Raw genomic sequence first — 17438 nt, 5'->3', positions numbered from 1 at the left:
TCCATCTTAGCATAGCAGCATCGAAAAAATGGGATTATGACATGTAAAACATGCTTTTTTCCATGTTATGGCAGTGGAAGCAAGGGTATAGTTAGGGGGAAGCTCAAGCCATTCCATCACTAGGAGAAGAGAGGGATTATGTCATGCCCAAAATAACGTTTATTGGTGCGGGAAGCACGGTTTTTGTAAAAAATGTGCTTGGCGATGTGATGACGACACCGGCCTTGCAGGGATTCGAGCTGGCTTTGTTCGATATTGATCCGGAGCGGCTCCGCGATTCCGAGCGGCTCTTGAACAGTATAAAGGCCATGCTGGGCAGTACATGTGTCGTGAAAGTCTATACCGATCGCAAGGAAGCGCTGAGAGGGGCCAAGTACGTCATCAACGCCATTCAGGTAGGAGGCTATGATCCTTGTACGATTACGGACTTTGAAGTTCCGAAGAAGTACGGACTGCGGCAAACCATTGCCGATACGCTGGGAATTGGCGGCATTTTCCGCAACCTGCGCACGATACCTGTCATGCTGGATTTTGCCAAGGATATGCAAGAGGTGTGTCCCGATGCCCTCTTCCTCAACTACACGAACCCGATGGCTGTTCTGACCAATGTCATGAATACGGTGGGCGGCATCAAGACGGTAGGGCTATGCCACAGTGTGCAGGTTTGCGTGGCCGACCTGTTCAAGTCACTGGCTATGGATGCTGCCGGCGTCGAAGCAAAAATCGCGGGCATTAACCATATGGCCTGGCTGCTTGAGGTGAAGAAAGACGGGATCGACCTGTATCCGGAGATCAAGCGTCGCGCCGCAAAGAAGCAAAAGGAGAAGCATCATGATATGGTGCGTTTTGAACTGATGCTGCGGTTTGGGTATTACGTGACGGAGTCGTCCGAGCATAATGCGGAATACCACCCTTATTTTATCAAGAAGAGCTATCCGGAACTGATCGAGAAATATAACATTCCGCTGGACGAATATCCGCGGCGCTGCATTAACCAGATTAACAGGTGGAAGGAAATGCGTGAAAAGCTTTTTGCCAGCGAGAGCATCGAGCATCAACGCTCCAAGGAGTATGCCTCGTACATTCTGGAAGCGATGGAGACGAACATCCCTTACAAAATCGGTGGCAATGTCATGAATACCGGTCTTATTACGAATCTTCCGAAGGAAGCCTGTGTCGAGGTTCCTTGCCTGGTCGATCGCTCCGGGATTACGCCAACCTATGTCGGGGACCTGCCGCCGCAGCTGGCCGCCCTGAACCGGACCAACATCAATACCCAACTGCTCACGATCGAAGCGGCGATAACGGGCAAGAAGGAGCATATTTATCATGCGGCCATGCTTGATCCGCACACCTCGGCAGAGCTGTCGCTGGACGATATTGCGGCGCTCTGCGACGACCTGATCGAAGCGCACGGTGACTGGCTTCCGAAGTTCAAATAAAATCAACAACGTTAAGATATTAAAATTTTTATAAAAGCAGGAATATAATCGGTCATACTAGAAAAAGTAAGTTTGCCGGGAAATCATCCTTACCAAACCAATGACCAGGAGGAATTTCAATGAGCAGCAAGCCAATTGTCAATGTAGAGGGCCAAGAATTTGTGATGGAGCAAATCTTTGATGCACCGAAGGAGCTGGTATTTCAGGCGTTTACGGAGGCGGAGCGGCTGAAGCATTGGTGGGGCCCGCGAGGGTGGAACCTTAGCGCATGTAAAGTCGATCTGCGTGAAGGCGGGATTTGGCATTACTGTATGACGTGCGAGGATCAGACACAAGGCGAATTTTATGGCATGGAATCCTGGGGCAAGGGAGTTTACCGCGAAATTATTCCGGGTGAACGTCTGGTATACACTGACTATTTCTCTGATGCTGAAGGAAATGAGACGGAAGGGATGCCGGCAACGGAGGTTATTCTGGAGTTTGCAGAGCAGGATGGAAAGACCAAAGTGACCAGCCGCTCCGTATTTGAATCTGAGGAGGCTCTGAATTCTACGCTGCAGATGGGGATGGAGCAGGGTATTGTCGAAACCTGGGAGCGTCTCGGGGAATATGTGGAGCAACAGTAATAGTATCGTATCAGAGCCTGATTCCGAGTTATTCGGACGGGCTCTTTTTGATTTCCTGGTAGGAGCCTGATTTCAAGAATTTTGCCAGTGTAGCTTCAGCGCACTAATTTATTCAAGGGAAATCTGCGGATTTTACGAAACGGATCTTTACAAAACATTCGACAAAATTCACTGATATCGTTAACTTTTGGAAAACAATCGATAAGTATATTGAAGAGAGCAACCTACTATAAACATAGGAGGTCTTCTCGAAAATGAAACGGATACAAGCAATTTGGATGCTTCTGTCGGGAATAATACTGCTCATTGGCGGATGCTCCGGACAGGACGAAGCTTCCTTAAAGGAAAAGCAGCGGCTGAAGATCGGCGTTATGCTGTCCGACGTGGGTCTCGGGGATCAATCCTTCAGTGATGCCGCATTTATGGGATTGATGCAAGCCCAGGAGGACCTGAATATTTTCTTCGATTATCGTGAGCTTACCGAGACCGAAACCTATGAACAAGGATTGACTGAGCTCGTGGAGGAAGGCAGCGACTTGGTTATCGGACTAGGGTTTATGGTCAAGGAAAGTCTGGAGAAGGTAGCTCTCCAATATCCGGACACTACGTTTATGCTCATTGATGAAACATCCGAACAGCCGAATGTCGTCTCGCTTACCTTCAAGGAAGATGAGGGGAGCTATCTGGCCGGAATCGTGGCGGGAATGAAAACGAACTCAAACGTGGTTGGCTTTATTGGCGGCGTGGACAGTCCGATTATTCGCAAGTTCGAAACGGGATATATCGCTGGGGTCAAAGCTTCTAATCCGCAAGCGAAGGTCGTATCTCAATTTGCCGGAGATTTTGGAAAGGTCGAGCTCGGCAAGCAGATTGCCGCCCGCATGTTCGAGCAGGAACAGGTCGATATTGTCTATACCGCCGCAGGGTTTACCGGGACAGGCGCGTTGGAAGAGGCAGAGAAGCAAGACAAGCTTGCGATCGGCGTCGATTCTGACCAGTTCTATTTGGCGGAAAAAGCCGTCCTCACCTCCATGCTTAAAAATGTGGATGCCGCCATTTATACTGCAATTGAAGGCTATCAGGAACAGCATCAATTTTCTGCGCAGCATCTTGAATTTGGTTTGAAGGAAAATGGTGTCGGGCTGGCCCCTATCCGCGTTGTGCCGATGACGGATCAGGAGGAACAAACCTTCGAGTCGCTGAAGCAGAAAATGTTGGCCGAGGGCATTCAATAATCGATCTGCGGGAGGGGGCAAGCTATGAAACTGCAACTCAAGCTTACAATAAACACGATCATTTCGCTTTTAGTACTGCTTGCGGTATTAATCTATGTCACGATAAAAGTGTCGGGGATTCAGGACTCAAGTGGGCAGATGATCCAGACAATGACGGAGAGCCAGCAACTGAAGACGGAGCTGATCCTTGCTCAGCTTTCGTTATCCAACGCCTCCGGCAACTTGTCTGAGGCGAACAAGACGGAGGCACTTGATCGGCTTGAAAAAGCGGGCGCCAGGCTGGAGCGCATGCTGCAGACTGTGTCAAATCCGGAATATCTCGCTCTATTGGAGCAGGCCAAGGCGAGGTTTGACCAGGTCCTGCAAGAGGGAACGACAGCATTGGAGGACCGCCAAATTTCCGAAATCAAACGTCAATCTACACGAATTCTCGGCGTACTTAACGGGATTACAACTATGAATATTATGGCCTCCGAGCTCCAGCAAAGCACAACTGAGAAGACTGATGCTCAAATTCGGAATATATACTTGTTTTCCCTGATCGGTGGAATTCTGCTGTTCGGGGCTGCTGTATTGCTAAACTACATAACAACGGGTCGTATTGTCCGTCCGATCAAGCGGCTGAGTCAGCTTACACAAGAGGTTGCAGCAGGGAAGCTATTCGTCGATATGGGGGATTATCGGCAAAAGGATGAGGTCGGCGAGTTAACGCAGACCTTTTCAACGATGGTGCTTAATTTGCGTGGCATTGTTGGCACCGCTCAGTTCGTCAGTGAGCAGATAGAGCAGCTGACACAGGAGCTGGAGCGGGATAATACGATAATGTCCGATATTTCCAAGCAAATTGCAGTGTCCACGAACGAACTGGCTTCAGGCAATCAAGCGATTACAGAAGACGTGCAACGCACCGTCTCAAGCATGGAGGAGATGAAGCGAGGGTTTCAATCCAACCTGCAATCCTCGCTGCGGTCTGCCGAATACGGCGAGGAGGCCGTGCTGGCCATCGAGAAGGGGACGGAGGCTGTGGACAGGCAGCGCGGCCTGATGGAACAGAATATGGAGGCTATCCGGCAGATGGAGACGGCTGTGCGCCGGCTGTCTGACTCAATTGGCGATATCCGCGAAATGACGGGACATGTCTCGGAAGTCGCGTCCCAAACGAATCTGCTGTCCTTAAATGCTTCAATCGAGGCAGCCCGTGCGGGCGAAGCGGGCAGAGGCTTCGCCGTTGTGGCGGGGGAGGTAAAGAAGCTGTCCGGACAGAGTGCCGAGACAGCTAAGCAGATGTTGACCGTGCTGGAGAATATCTCCAAAGGAATTGACGATGTGAATTCCACAATGCACGGAGCAATGGTGAAGACGGGGCAGCAGGAGCAAGCCGTTGGCACGACCCGTGATTCCTTTGACAGCATTCGCGCCAAGGTATTGCAAATTGCCGAGCATCTGCATAGCCTGAAGGAGGGGATGAATGCTTCCGAGGCGAAGAGCAGCGAGGTGCTGAGCTCGTTCGAGAGCATTAGCGCGATCACGGAGCAATCGGCGGCAGGAAGCGAGGAGATATCGGCCTCTACTGCGGAGCAGTTGACGGCTTATCTTTCAATCAGCGAAAAGGTCCAATTGCTGCGCAGTGTATCGGATCAACTGCTTGTGACCCTGGAGCAATTCGTGCTGGAGGGGCCAAAGGAGCTTCCTCCCAAGAGTGGTCCGGCTGCACCGGTAGCTGACGTGCTCGTAACTCAGTGGAAGAACCGGGTGGCCGGATTCAAGAAGTGGATCGGACAACGGGCTCAATAGCCCCGATGCATGGAGTCATATTTGATTCTCTGAGATATAGCAGAAAAGATATGTGATGGTATAATTTGTATGTGACCACGAAGGTAATTGGAAGGGAGTAAAATTTGTCTATAAAAATGGTGGGAGATAACGCATATGCAAGGAAAAGCATTGTAAAGTATTACAAAACGTGAATAAGGCGGCATGCCTTATTCACGTTTTAGTGCTATTGGAGGAAAATATGCGACAGATTGTAAAGGGCATATTAGCAAGTAAAAAAATATTCGTCATGCTGTTTATCGGATTTTTATTAACGATTTTCCCCATACTCATTGCTCTCTCAACTCAAAACTATTACGATGAACATTTTTACCATTCCAAAAATGGATTTTTTAATTACTATTATTCGATCATTCTAACAAATATAAAAGAATTGGATCTAAATCGGCTTCAAGAAATTGCAGAAACCAATTTTGAAAACTCAAGCGTTATAACCAGTGATATTACGACGATGATTCCGGAAGTAGGCCGAGCCAAGGTCATCGGGTTGCTAAATCATAAAATATGGTCCCCGCCTTTAATTCAGGGAACGAAAATACAATCGGATGAATCTAACGATATCGTAGCAGGAAAACTAATTTCCGAACATCCCGGAACGATCAAATTGTTTGGTCAAGAATACGATGTCAAAGGAATAACCGGGAAAGACGCCGGGCGAGATTTGATCAATGTGTATAATTATAAAATTTATATTTCTCTTAATAAGTTGCCTGATTCAATTCAACAGAGCATAAAAAAGCAAAATGCTTTTCAAATTGTAGTTCGGTCGAATATGAATCCGGAAAAAGAAATCGATCGATTTATTTTGCAAACGAAACAAATTTATCGGAAAGTGGAAACCAAGGTCGTTAATGAAGCGAAAAATTATGAAAATGAAAAAAATTCAAGAGAAGGTGTAAAAGAAGTCCTAAGTTACCCGTATAAACTTTTTCTTATTGCTTTAATTAATTGCATTAACGTGAGCTATTTATGGATATTTCTGAAAAGGAAAGAAATATCTTTGAGAAAGGCTTTAGGCGCAAGCAATCTAAATCTGTTTACTTTTATCATTGGCCAGTTGCTCGTATGTGCAATTTTGACGGCAATCTGCGCCATCTTGATCCAGTGGCTTCTCAGTAAGCTGAGCTTCATGATTCTCAATTTTACAAGTTATTTTATTAGCTTAAGCTTTAGCCATATTGTCATAAGTATTTTGATTACACTCGTAATTTCTTTAATTACTTCGATCATACCGCTTGTTCATATTATGAAAATTGAACCTGCCAAAGCCTTAAAGGAGTAGCCATGATGTTTAAAATATATAGTGCCTTTAAAGCATTAAAAAAGAGATGGGTTATCTCCATACTCCTTCTTATTCAATTCACTTATGGATTATCAACCATAACCGGTTCGGTGAATATTTTTTATAATTTGCTTTATTTAAAGAATAGCTCATTTTTGGATTTAAACAGTACGTATCTCGTTACACCTGACGGGAGTTTGCAGGGCGTTGATGAAAAGAAGTTCAGTAAAGAGCAAATTGATGAAGTTTATCAAAAGATGAAAAATAATCAATACGTCATTTCCTATGGCACTTACTATGAAGATAACATCATACTCGATACAAGCAATAGACCACTTAACCGTAAAATGCTTGCCGAATTGACAAAAACAAACTATAACATGAAAGAGCCTTCGATTAATGCAATTGTGATTGATGAAAATTATAACCGTCTCTTAAATATGCAAGCTGGTCAAGGTACAGAATTCACCAGTCAGGATTTCAAAAAAAGTAGAAGCCAGCAAACGAATGTATTGGTGGGTTCCTATTTTAAAAAATATTTTCGTATAGGTGATGTCCTTAATCATCAGTACAAAATTATTGGCTTCTTGCCTAAAAAGTACATTGTAAATAACAACACATCTAATTTATATCTTAAATTGGATAAGGCCATGTTGATCCCTATGCCTGAAGATACATATAATCATTATGGTTCGATGTTTATAAGGCTGCATCTCGGTACGATTGTGCAATTGCGCCAAGGTGCGGAGCTGGATCAATTAAATCAAACCATTCAGCTTCAAGGAAGCGATGTTAAATTATATTTGAAAAGCTTAGGCGAAGAGGTGAACCAAAATATTATCAGTAATGCCTACACAGAAATTCCACAAATTGTATTGGGATTATCTTTTATCCTGTTTTCAGTTATAGGAATCGTGGTAACAACGATGGTATCGATAATGATCAGGAAAAGAGAATTCGGTATAAGAATGGTTCTGGGCGAAAGCAAGTATGGAATATTCAGTCAAATTACGCTGGAGAATTTGCTTATTGGGATGGTTGGCATGGGCCTATCGCTGGGGCATTTTGCATGGAAATATAATGGGCTGTTACGCTATTCAAGCGAGCTCAATTTGGCAAGTCCATTAGATTACAAATTGAATATACCTGTTCTTCTATCGGTGTTTTTGATTTTATTTCTTATTACTCTGATCTCGAATTTTTTTGTATTTTTGTTTATTAAAAACATGGAGCCAAAATCATTGATCGGAGGAATGGAATAGATGGAGCTCATCCAATTAAAAGACGTGAAAAAGATATATCGTAATAGAAGCTATGTCACTTTTGCCTTGGATAGTGTGAATTTGAATATCGATAAAGGGGAACTGATTGCCATTATGGGACCATCAGGCTCCGGCAAGAGCACCCTATTGAATATTTTAGGACTAATTGATTCCCCGACGGAAGGCGAATACTTGCTAAACGGCCGGTCGCTTGGAGAAATCAAAAAGCATAAAATTCATTGGACAAGGAATCAAATGATCGGGTTTGTGTTTCAATATTTTGCTTTACTCAAAGACTACACGATCCTTGATAATGTAGCATTACCATTAACCTATCGAAAATCAAGCCATAAAGAAAGAATAGCCAAGGCAAAGCTATATATCGAGAAGGTTGGTTTACAGGAGCATCTGCATAAAACACCCGATGAACTATCGGGAGGTCAACAACAAAGGATTGCTATAGCCAGAGCTTTAGTAGGGGAGCCTGAATTGATCCTGGCGGATGAACCAACGGGAAACTTGGATCGAAACACCGGAGAAGAAATTATGAATCTTTTGCAACAATTCAATAAGGAAGGTAAAACTATCATTATCGTAACTCATGATTTAGAAATTGCTAAAAAATGCAATAGGATTATCGAATTGGTGGATGGGAAAGTCAAGCGAATTCGTTGATGGCATAGGGCAGGCCCTAGTTAAACTTAAACCTCAGTTAAGCTCCTATCCGATTTTGACTGTAGTATAATAGGTCTATCATGGAGCGGGAGGAATTATTGTTGACCCAAATTAATCAATTAAAAAGTCAGGACGAATTCGTAGGCTACTATTTGCTAAAGGCGTTGGAAATAAAGCAAACCAATGCGAATCCGCCCAAGGATTATCTCGATATGGTGCTGTGTGATGCGACTGGAGAGCTTCCGGCCAAGTTCTGGGACGCTTCATCTACAGATAAAGAGACGTTTTTTGCCATGGGACTGGTTAAGGTGCGCGGACTTGTGCAGACGTATCGTGAGAAGCTGCAAATTAAGGTGATGCAAATTCGCCCGGTCAAGCCGGAGGATGGGGTCAAGCTGACAGACTTTATTCGTTCGGCCCCCATTACACCGGAGACGCTGCTACAGACCATCCAGGGGGTTATTACTGAAATTCAGGATGACGAGATACGTTCTATTGTTAGCTTCTGCGTGAATAAAGTCGAGGAGAAGCTCGCTGTGTATCCGGCAGCAAAAACACATCATCATGCTTATTTTGCCGGACTGGCTTATCATACGGTACGGATGCTGGAAATCGGTGAGTTCCTGTGCGGACAACGTCCTTTCCTGAATCGTGATTTGTTAAAGGCGGGCATTATTTTGCATGATATCGCCAAAACTGAGGAACTGGTTGCTGAGCTTGGCATTGTGTCCGAATACAGCACTCAAGGCAAGCTGCTTGGACATATCTCCATGGCCTCGCAATGGATTACCGAAGCGGCGATCCGCCTTGGTATTGCGCTTGATTCACCCAAGGTAGTCGGATTACAGCACCTGGTCTTGTCGCATCATAATTTGGGGGAATGGGGCAGCCCGGTACAACCTCAGATTGCCGAAGCGGTAGCCTTGCATCATATCGATGCACTGGATGCCAAATTGCAAATGGCGGAGGATGCCTTGTCCACCACACCGGAATCGGAGGAATGGACACCGTACATCCGCGGCCTGGAGAACAAGGGGATCTACCGTTTGAAATGGTAGGAAATTGACCCGCCTGATGGAAGCAGCTTATCGTTCTATTCGAGAGAAGTCGATTATTTCGCTGGAAGCAGCGTAAGTCATAATTTAGAAAGAAGTAATCAACAAAGGATAGGCGCACGGCTGTTATGGTTACCTGGCCGTTGTGCCTATCCTTTGCTGTCATTAAATATTTTGTGCGTATTCCGGCGAGGGTACTTTGGTCAAGATCACGTACAGGCTGGCAGGTTGAAGTCCGGAATTGTTGTAGGCGAAGGCTTCGCTTCCCTCCACATGGATGATGTCCCCCTTGTTCAGCGAAGAGGCTTGTTCGTTGACCGTTACGGTGCCGCTGCCTTCCAGAGCCAAGATAAAGACATCTGTACCGGGATGAGTGTGGGTAGGCAAGCCCTGTCCAGGCATAAAATTCAGTACAAATACCACACTTTCGCCTTTCTTGAAGGCAATGCGCTTCGTGAACTTGTCCGTTTGGTAATCCTGCAATGCTTCTAATGTTTGTTTTTCCATGAGTAACATCCTCCTTTGTCCGGTTGCTTGGAACCGGAGCTGCTTCTTTGTTACTTCTACAGGTTAACACTACCCGTTAGTTAGATTCTTGATGCAGATCAAGATATGAAAAAAAAGCCAAGGACCTGGGCAGAGATTATGCCCGAGGTCCTTGGCCTGCTGAATTTATACGTTGACGCTCACCCCACCGCCCAGCAGATGTTGCTTCAGTGTATCCAGGCCTTCCGCACGGCGGATGGCCTGGGCGACCAGCCTGGCGATGTGGCGGGCGCCCGTATCGGAGAAATGAGTATTATCCTGAATGCCATCAGGATAATTCGGATGGACTCCCGGCGGCAAATGCATGAACAGATGCCGTGAGCCTTTCTCGCCCAGTGCGCCGTAAAGGCGCTGGGAGGCAGTGAAGATATCGAGCAGGGCCGTACCAGATTCGGCGGCCACCTGCTTCATCACCTCCGGATAGGCGCCTACGGCCAGCGGGTCCGGCGCTCCTTCCGCTGTGAACTTCAGGCGGCTGACGGAGGTGAGCAATACCGGGGTGCCGCCAAGCTCCCGGGCAGCGCTAATGAAGCGGAGCAAATTGTCCGGGTACGCCCCCTCGGCATCGGCATAACGTGCTGGATCCTCCTGCTTGCCATCATTGTGGCCAAACTGGATCAGCAAAACGTCGCCCGGTTGAAAGGCCTGTTTAATAGCTTTCAGTCTGCCTTCAGCCAGAAAAGATTTTGTGCTGCGCCCGTTCACGGCCCGGTTATCAATTCGTACAGAGTTGTCAAAGTGATCCTGAAGGTATTCCCCCCAGCCAGTCATCGGCTTCTCATGGGCTCCCTTGTGCGCTGCGGTGGAATCACCCGCGATAAATATAGTAAATGACATGCTTGCTCCTCCTGACAAGTGGAGAATGATTATAAGAAAGAGGTAGTTCACGTGCTATAAAGTAACACCTGTTTTAAAAATGGCCAGCTCGCGAACTTCGTTTTGCTCATTTTGCGTCTTGCGGCCGCTGGCGATGTCGATGATGTCAGCGATAAACTGTTCCAATACCTCTTGCATCGGTGTCTCCAGCACTGTTCCGGCGTTGAAGTCCATCCAGTGCTGCTTGCGCTTGAACAATTGTTCATTGGTTGCCACCTTGACCGTAGGTACAAAGCTGCCGAACGGTGTACCGCGGCCAGTAGTGAACAGCACAAGCTGACAATCCGCTGCAGCCAGAGCGGAGGATGCGACCAAATCATTACCGGGCGCTTGCAGCAGGCTCAGACCTTTCTTGCGCAGCTTTTCCCCATATTGCAGAACGTCGACCACCGGAGCGGTGCCGGCCTTCTGGGTACAGCCAAGCGATTTATCCTCCAGGGTGCTGATGCCGCCAGCCTTGTTGCCTGGAGATGGGTTTTCGTATACGGGCTCGCCATAGGACAGGAAATATTGCTTGAAATCATTAATCAGGGAAACGATCTGCTCAAATACTTCCTGGTTCTCGGCGCGAGCCATCAGCATTTTCTCGGCGCCGAACATTTCAGGGACCTCGGTCAGAATGGTGGAGCCTCCTTGCGAGATAAGAAAGTCGGAAAAAGCACCAAGCAGCGGGTTGGCGGTAATTCCCGAAAATCCGTCGGAGCCGCCGCATTTCAAACCGACATTCAGCTCGCTAAGCGGCACAGGCTCGCGCCGGTCGTATTTCGCTGCTTCGTAAAGTTCCTCCAGCAGCTTCAGCCCGGCCTCCAATTCGTCTTCTACCTCTTGGGCGACGAGGAACTTGACGCGCTTCTCATCGTAATCGCCCAGCCGCTCGCGGAACTCGGCTACAATGTTGTTCTCGCACCCCAGCCCCATGACGAGCACACCACCGGCATTGGGATGCTTGACGATGTCAAGCAGAATGCTGCGGGTCATTTGGTGGTCGTCGCCAAGCTGCGAGCAGCCGTAGGGGTGCTTCAGTACCGTGATATTGTCGAACGCCCCCAGATCAGGATGCTCTGCCTTGAAGGCGCTGATCAACAGCTCGGAGATACCGTTGACGCAACCCACCGTTGGCACAATATAAAGGTCATTGCGAATGCCAGCCTTTCCATTGGCCCGAACATAGCCCTCAAAGGTCAGATTACGCTTCGGATAAGTTACGGGTTGCAGATCTGGCACGTATTCATATTGCTCGGTTCCGGCAAGATTGGTCTTGACGTTGTGCGTATGCACCCAATCGCCGGCAGCAATATCCAGGGTAGCATGACTAATAGGATAACCGTATTTGATAATATCCTGATCTGCTGCAATCGGCTGCAAAGCCATCTTATGGCCTTGAGGCACCGCTTGATTGGCTAGAAGCTGTAAGCCTTGAAATTCAAGGCTCTCACCCGCTTCAATCGGCTGCAAGGCTACGGCGACATTGTCGCGGGCGTTCATTTTCATTAATCGTTGCACGAAATTTCGCCTCCCATTTGTTGTAATACGGCCCGGGCACCCAGAGCCTCCAACTGCTGAATGTCTACTTTGAGCCTGTCAGAAAGGCCCGGAACAGTAGAAAGATCCTCGCCCCACAATTCCTTCTTTTGCAAAATAGATGGAACCAGATGCGCGGGCTGCTTCCAGGCTTCATCGAACAGGGCCAGTACCTCGGGGTTATCCTTGCGTTCCAGGCGATCGCCGCGATAAGCGAGCAGCAGGGCGGCCAGAGCCAGGGTGATCAGCTTCGGCAGGTCTCCGCGCTCCTGCTGGTAGCGCAATAATATCGGCAGCAATCGAGCCTTGAATTTCGATACGCTGTTTAAGGAGATCGAAGCCAGCTCATGCCGGATAAAAGGGTTCAGAAAGCGCTCTCTAACCGTGCGAGCATATTCCTCCAGCTCCGGCCTTGGCAAGTCAAGCATCGGAATCAGTTCATCTTCCATCAGCCGCTTGACGTAAACAGAGAAATCCGGGTCGGTCATCGTTGCTTCAACGGTAGAGATTCCGGCCAACAGCCCCAGGGCAGCCATGGCGGTATGCGGGGCATTCAGCAGATGCACCTTCCGCTCGCGATATAAAGTCATGTCCCGGGTGAAGACGGCATTAACTCCCGCTTGTCGCAAGGGAAGCCGCTTGGCTGCCTCTTCGGGGCCTTCAATGACCCAAAGCAGGTAAGGCTCAGCCGTCACCATCAGATGATCACTGTAGCCTAGTTCTTGCTCCCACTCGGCGGCGGTGTCATGAGGGAATCCGGGAACAATCCGGTCCACCAGGCTGCAACAGAAGGTATTTTCTTGCTGGGTCCAGTGGATAAAGTCGTTGCCCAGGTTCCAGTCTGCCGCGTAACGAAGCACGATGTCCCGCAATTGTTCTCCGTTCCGGTCGATTAACTCGCAAGGGATGATGGTAAAGCCCTGCTTGCCGAGCTGAAAACGGCGATAGAGCAAAGCTGTCAGCTTGCCGGGAAAGCTGTTCTGAGGTGCATCGTCCAGACGGTCCTTCGGATCGTAGGCAATGCCCGCTTCCGTAGTATTTGAAGTAATGAATTCCAGCGAATCCTGCTCGGCCAAGGCTAGGAAGCGTTCATATTCGCTGTAAGGGTCCACGATGCGGCTTACACAGCTCATGATCTCCGGTTTGCGTACCGTTTGCTCATCCATAATTCCGTTCAGTAGCACGGTATAAAGGTGATTCTGATTGTCAAAATGCTCGTTCCGGGGACTGGCCAACGTCTTGACCATGACAATGCTGCCTTCAAACAGGCCCTGGTTGTTCATCTGCTGAACTTGCCAAACGGTAAAGGCACGTAGAAAGTTGCCGTCACCGAATTGGATGACACGCTCAGGATAAGTGGGCAAATTAGGATAAAGAGTGCGGGATAGAGTAGTGGACATAGAAATGATCGTCTCCTTTTATAATAGATTGAGAATACAAGAATGGTGAATGCACACGTGAACATTTTTAAGTAAAAAAACACAGCATTAAAAGTGAAAAAATTCTCAAGAAGTCGAGTGAACTCCAAATTGCAAAATGACGGGTTAAGATTTATATGAAGGCAGCCTTACTAGGAGAGGGGGAACTCACACTTTAAATGTATGTTCGTCCTCTTAAAGCTTAGCTACCGAATGACGGGCCATCAGCCTTGTCGGTACGAAAACTTGCCCATCTGATGCTGTGCCCTGTGTATAATCTTCATTCTTCCGCTGCATTAATTCAATTAGCTTGCGGGTGCCCAGCTCCCCAATATCGGCAACAGGCTTGCGAATCGTTGTGAGAGCAGGATTGGTATATCGCGCGAATACGATGTCGTCAAAGCCGATGAGGGAGATTTGCTGCGGTATGGCGATACCATGCGCGAAGCAGGCATTCATGGCTCCAATAGCCATGTCGTCATTGGCACAGAAGACCAGGGTTGGCGGTTCAGGAAGAGATAGCAGCCTTTCCATGACCCGGTATCCGCTATCGATGCTATAATCTCCGGCCATCTGATAGGCGGCAGGTAGTGACAGGCCGTGGGACAGCAAGCTTTCCAGGAAGCCTTGCTTGCGTTCAACCGCTGATTTGAAGCCGGGTTTGCCCTCCATGATCGCTAATCGGCGATGTCCTTGTGCGATGGCATAATCCAAAGCTTCGCGCACGCCCTCGCGATCATTAGCCACCACGTTGGCGATTCCCGGATCATCCAACTGGCGGTTAAGCACAACCAGCGGGATGCCCGCACTTTTGACGTGATAGATGAAGGCATTGTCGGCATCGCTTTGACTCATGACCAGAATACCGTCGAAGCGTTGCGGGGAGATGCCCTCCAGATGGATAATGTCGTCGATGCCGTGCACCGTAAGGCTGTAGTTCTCGTCCAACGCATGATGAATTCCTTTGATGGCCTCGACCAGAAAGCTGTCCGAGGTTCCTTCATCGATGCTGGAGAAGAAGAGACCGATCGTATAGGATTTTTTCATCACAAGGCTTTTGGCGCTAAAATTAGGCACGTAGTTCATTTCGGCGGCAATTTTCTCGATTTTGTCCCGAGTCTCTTTCTTGATCAGCGGGTTCCCGTTCAGGGCCCGGGATACGGTGGTATGGGAGACGCCGGCTACGCGGGCAATGTCTTTAATCGTAATCATAGGCTCGTATTTTCTCCAAATCAACAGAATAGGTTTCACGTTTTCATTTTAATGCTCAAATTGTAAAAAAGTCAATAAAAATAAAGTGTGCACACGTGAAAATTAGTTTGTAATTATTTTACTGTAAGCGCTATAATGTAGGTGGTATCTATTGGAAAAAGGGGCAATGGTTATGAACAAAGGTAGGATGTTTTACAAAATCTTTATCCCTATTCTGATTCTTGGCGTGGGCCTCGTCGCTGCATTTGGCATTTATATTTATTTCAGTACGGTAGGTTCGGTGATCGAGCGGGTGGCCGGAAGCAAGCAGAGTCTGATCACGCAAACAAAAAACAACTTCGAACACAAAATCCAGAGCATCGAATACGCCTTTGATACTTACAGCACAACCACCTCCTTTCGCGAAGTCGTAAACAATCCGCTTACTGCACAAGACTTCATCGCTTACCGCAATGTGAATTCGCAATTGAACTATATCGCCACCATGGGGATGGAGGGAACGGAGTATGCCCTGATCAGTCTGGTACATAACTGGCAGGTAGCCGGTGGGCGCCTGACCTTGCTAACCAACGAGGAACGCGAGCAACTCGTGGATAGGTATATTAAGCCTGGATCACAAAGCTTGTTCTGGCTTCGCACCGATACCGGTATCCGGTTCGTGAACACGCTGCCCGTATTTTCTACTCAGAAGCAGGCGATTGCCCTATCCGACATTTCCCTCGAAACATTAGACCAGATGATCCAGACGGAGGAAGCTACCCCGGTCTTTATCCTGAATAAGCAGGGAGACCTGATGTATGAAACGCATCCAGACCAAGGCATTCTTAGCGCAGGGGATCTGAAACGGATCGCGGAGCTCGCCGCTGCTGGTGATTCGACGGGAATGCTGACTCCCGAGAAGTCTGAGGGCGTTCATTTGCCCGCCAAGCTCATTTATGCCAAATCCGGTTACAACAATTGGACTTATGTGACGGTGCTGGACCAAGCAGAGATTGCGGGAGCACTGAAAATGACCCGCTTTGGGCTTGTTACGTTAAGCTTGGTATTGACCTTGCTCATTGTCGTCGTCGCTTATGTCATCGCTTCCCGGTATACCAAGCCTATTCAGCAAATCAAGCATCGGCTGCCAGGCGATCTGCTTCCCGCCGCCGCCAAGAATGAAATTGAGTGGATCATCTCGTCCATTGACACCATCGTTTCCGAGAAGCAAAGCCTGGAGAGTCTGATGGAGGCCGAGCGTCCGCAGCTTGAGACGCAGTTGATATTGAACCTGTTCCGCAGCCGGGTCTCGGCCGAGGAATTAGCTCAGAAGCTGAACCGAATTGGATACCATGATCTGGACGGCTGGCGGTTTGTCACCATGCTCGTACAACTGGATCATTTGGGCGACCGCCAGGCCTCTGACCGGGATTTGCTGCTGCTCGCTATCAATAAGCTGGTGGAGGAGAACATTTCAGCAGACCAGCGGATGCTGCCTATTTTGCTCAATGACAAGACCCAGGCAACCATTCTGATGTTCAAGGAGCAAACCGAGCAGGAAATCCGCAAGCAAGTGCTGGAGAAAGCCACCCTGTTGATGAAGAGTGTTCGCGAATATTTGAAGGCGTCGATCAGCGTTGGAATCAGTGAGATCTATGATAGCTTGCTGGATAGCAAGCTGGCATGCGAAATGGGCAAGCAAGCGTTGCACCATCGCTTGAACCTTGGCAAGGAGTCTATTATTTTCTATGAGGATATCTCCATGGTGGTGTCCGGCTCTGTGCTGCTGCATTATCCGGTAGAGCTGGAATCCCAGCTATTTGATGCCATTCGCCTGGGCGATGAGGAGCAGGTAAGCCAAAGTCTATATCTGTTGCTCGCTGAAATGATGAAGAAGAATAAGAATTCCATGAATTTTGAGGTTGCGCTCGTGAGGTTCGTGAACAATCTGATACAACTGGAGCAGCTCCTTGGGATTGAAGTGCTATTGACCCAAAACAATTACGCGCTTTACCACGTGCTGCTGGATACCCGCAATCCTGAGGAAATCGAACGTATGCTGGTTAACGAGGTCATTTTCCCCATGGTAAGGAGCATCAAGGACAAGACAAATCAGCAGTTCCGCAGCTTATCCGAGGAGATCGCAGCGATTGTACGGGCGGAATATGATCAGGAGTTGTCACTGGACTACATCGCCGACCGACTGCATTACAATCCCAATTATTTAAGCAGCATATTTCGCAAGGAATACGGAATGACGTTCAGTGAATACTTGATGGGCTATCGCCTGGAAATGGCCAAAAAATGGCTGGTGGAGACTAGTATGACCGTCAAGGAAATCGGCGAGCGGCTGCAATATCATAACTCCCAAAACTTTATCCGTTCCTTCCGCAAAAAAGAGCATATCACACCAGGCGAATTCCGCCGGATGAAGCAGGCGAACTAAGAGGTTCAGTTGAGCCTACGGGCGCTTTTC

The 17438-nt window shown here is 48.0% G+C and carries 14 protein-coding genes; 9 read left to right on the top strand and 5 right to left on the bottom strand.

Annotated elements, in window-relative coordinates:
- Positions 1-143 precede the first annotated feature (143 nt).
- The 8 genes from melA (at position 144) to C557_RS0117190 (ending at position 9413) form a co-directional block, all read left to right on the top strand.
- Positions 144-1442, top strand: coding sequence for an alpha-glucosidase/alpha-galactosidase (melA, locus tag C557_RS0117225; RefSeq protein WP_018753135.1), 1299 nt, complete (start codon positions 144-146; stop codon positions 1440-1442).
- Positions 1443-1561: 119 nt separating this feature from the next.
- Positions 1562-2068, top strand: a complete 507-nt coding sequence (locus tag C557_RS0117220) for an SRPBCC domain-containing protein (protein WP_018753134.1) — start codon at positions 1562-1564, stop codon at positions 2066-2068.
- A gap of 254 nt (positions 2069-2322) precedes the next feature.
- On the top strand, positions 2323-3303 hold the full coding sequence (locus C557_RS0117215) for a BMP family lipoprotein (protein ID WP_018753133.1): 981 nt from the start codon (positions 2323-2325) through the stop codon (positions 3301-3303).
- Between the two features lie 24 nt (positions 3304-3327).
- Positions 3328-5097, top strand: coding sequence for a methyl-accepting chemotaxis protein (locus tag C557_RS0117210; RefSeq protein WP_018753132.1), 1770 nt, complete (start codon positions 3328-3330; stop codon positions 5095-5097).
- A gap of 220 nt (positions 5098-5317) precedes the next feature.
- Positions 5318-6418 (top strand): ABC transporter permease, encoded by a 1101-nt coding sequence (locus tag C557_RS0117205; RefSeq protein WP_018753131.1) that lies wholly within the window; start codon positions 5318-5320, stop codon positions 6416-6418.
- Between the two features lie 5 nt (positions 6419-6423).
- On the top strand, positions 6424-7680 hold the full coding sequence (locus tag C557_RS0117200) for an ABC transporter permease (protein ID WP_018753130.1): 1257 nt from the start codon (positions 6424-6426) through the stop codon (positions 7678-7680).
- Positions 7681-8355: an ABC transporter ATP-binding protein gene (locus tag C557_RS0117195; RefSeq protein WP_018753129.1), complete on the top strand. Its 675-nt coding sequence runs from the start codon at positions 7681-7683 to the stop codon at positions 8353-8355. It abuts the gene before it with no gap.
- Between the two features lie 101 nt (positions 8356-8456).
- The gene (locus C557_RS0117190) at positions 8457-9413 is read left to right on the top strand and encodes a 3'-5' exoribonuclease YhaM family protein (protein ID WP_018753128.1); all 957 of its coding nucleotides are present in this window, start codon (positions 8457-8459) and stop codon (positions 9411-9413) included.
- 162 nt (positions 9414-9575) lie between these two features.
- Here C557_RS0117190 and C557_RS0117185 read toward each other — a convergent pair whose 3' ends face one another.
- The 5 genes from C557_RS0117185 to C557_RS0117165 form a co-directional block, all read right to left on the bottom strand.
- Positions 9576-9917: a cupin domain-containing protein gene (locus C557_RS0117185; protein ID WP_018753127.1), complete on the bottom strand. Its 342-nt coding sequence runs from the start codon at positions 9915-9917 to the stop codon at positions 9576-9578.
- A 165-nt stretch (positions 9918-10082) separates the two neighbouring features.
- Positions 10083-10793, bottom strand: coding sequence for a rhamnogalacturonan acetylesterase (locus C557_RS23715; RefSeq protein ID WP_018753126.1), 711 nt, complete (start codon positions 10791-10793; stop codon positions 10083-10085).
- A gap of 54 nt (positions 10794-10847) precedes the next feature.
- Complete coding sequence (locus tag C557_RS0117175) at positions 10848-12335, bottom strand: UxaA family hydrolase (protein WP_026263544.1); 1488 nt, start codon at positions 12333-12335, stop codon at positions 10848-10850.
- The gene (locus C557_RS0117170) at positions 12323-13753 is read right to left on the bottom strand and encodes a tagaturonate reductase (RefSeq protein ID WP_018753124.1); all 1431 of its coding nucleotides are present in this window, start codon (positions 13751-13753) and stop codon (positions 12323-12325) included. The genes C557_RS0117175 and C557_RS0117170 overlap by 13 nt, the downstream gene beginning before the upstream one ends.
- Before the next feature lie 213 nt (positions 13754-13966).
- Positions 13967-14983 (bottom strand): LacI family DNA-binding transcriptional regulator, encoded by a 1017-nt coding sequence (locus C557_RS0117165; protein WP_018753123.1) that lies wholly within the window; start codon positions 14981-14983, stop codon positions 13967-13969.
- A gap of 172 nt (positions 14984-15155) precedes the next feature.
- Here C557_RS0117165 and C557_RS0117160 point away from each other — a divergent pair, with 172 nt between their 5' ends.
- Positions 15156-17408, top strand: coding sequence for an AraC family transcriptional regulator (locus C557_RS0117160; RefSeq protein ID WP_026263542.1), 2253 nt, complete (start codon positions 15156-15158; stop codon positions 17406-17408).
- Positions 17409-17438 lie beyond the last annotated feature (30 nt).

The organism is Paenibacillus sanguinis 2301083 = DSM 16941 (assembly GCF_000374825.1).
Classification (GTDB): Bacteria; Bacillota; Bacilli; order Paenibacillales; family Paenibacillaceae; genus Fontibacillus; species Fontibacillus sanguinis.
Note: the sequence above shows the minus strand (reverse complement) of the source record. Positions and strands in the feature narration are given on the sequence as shown.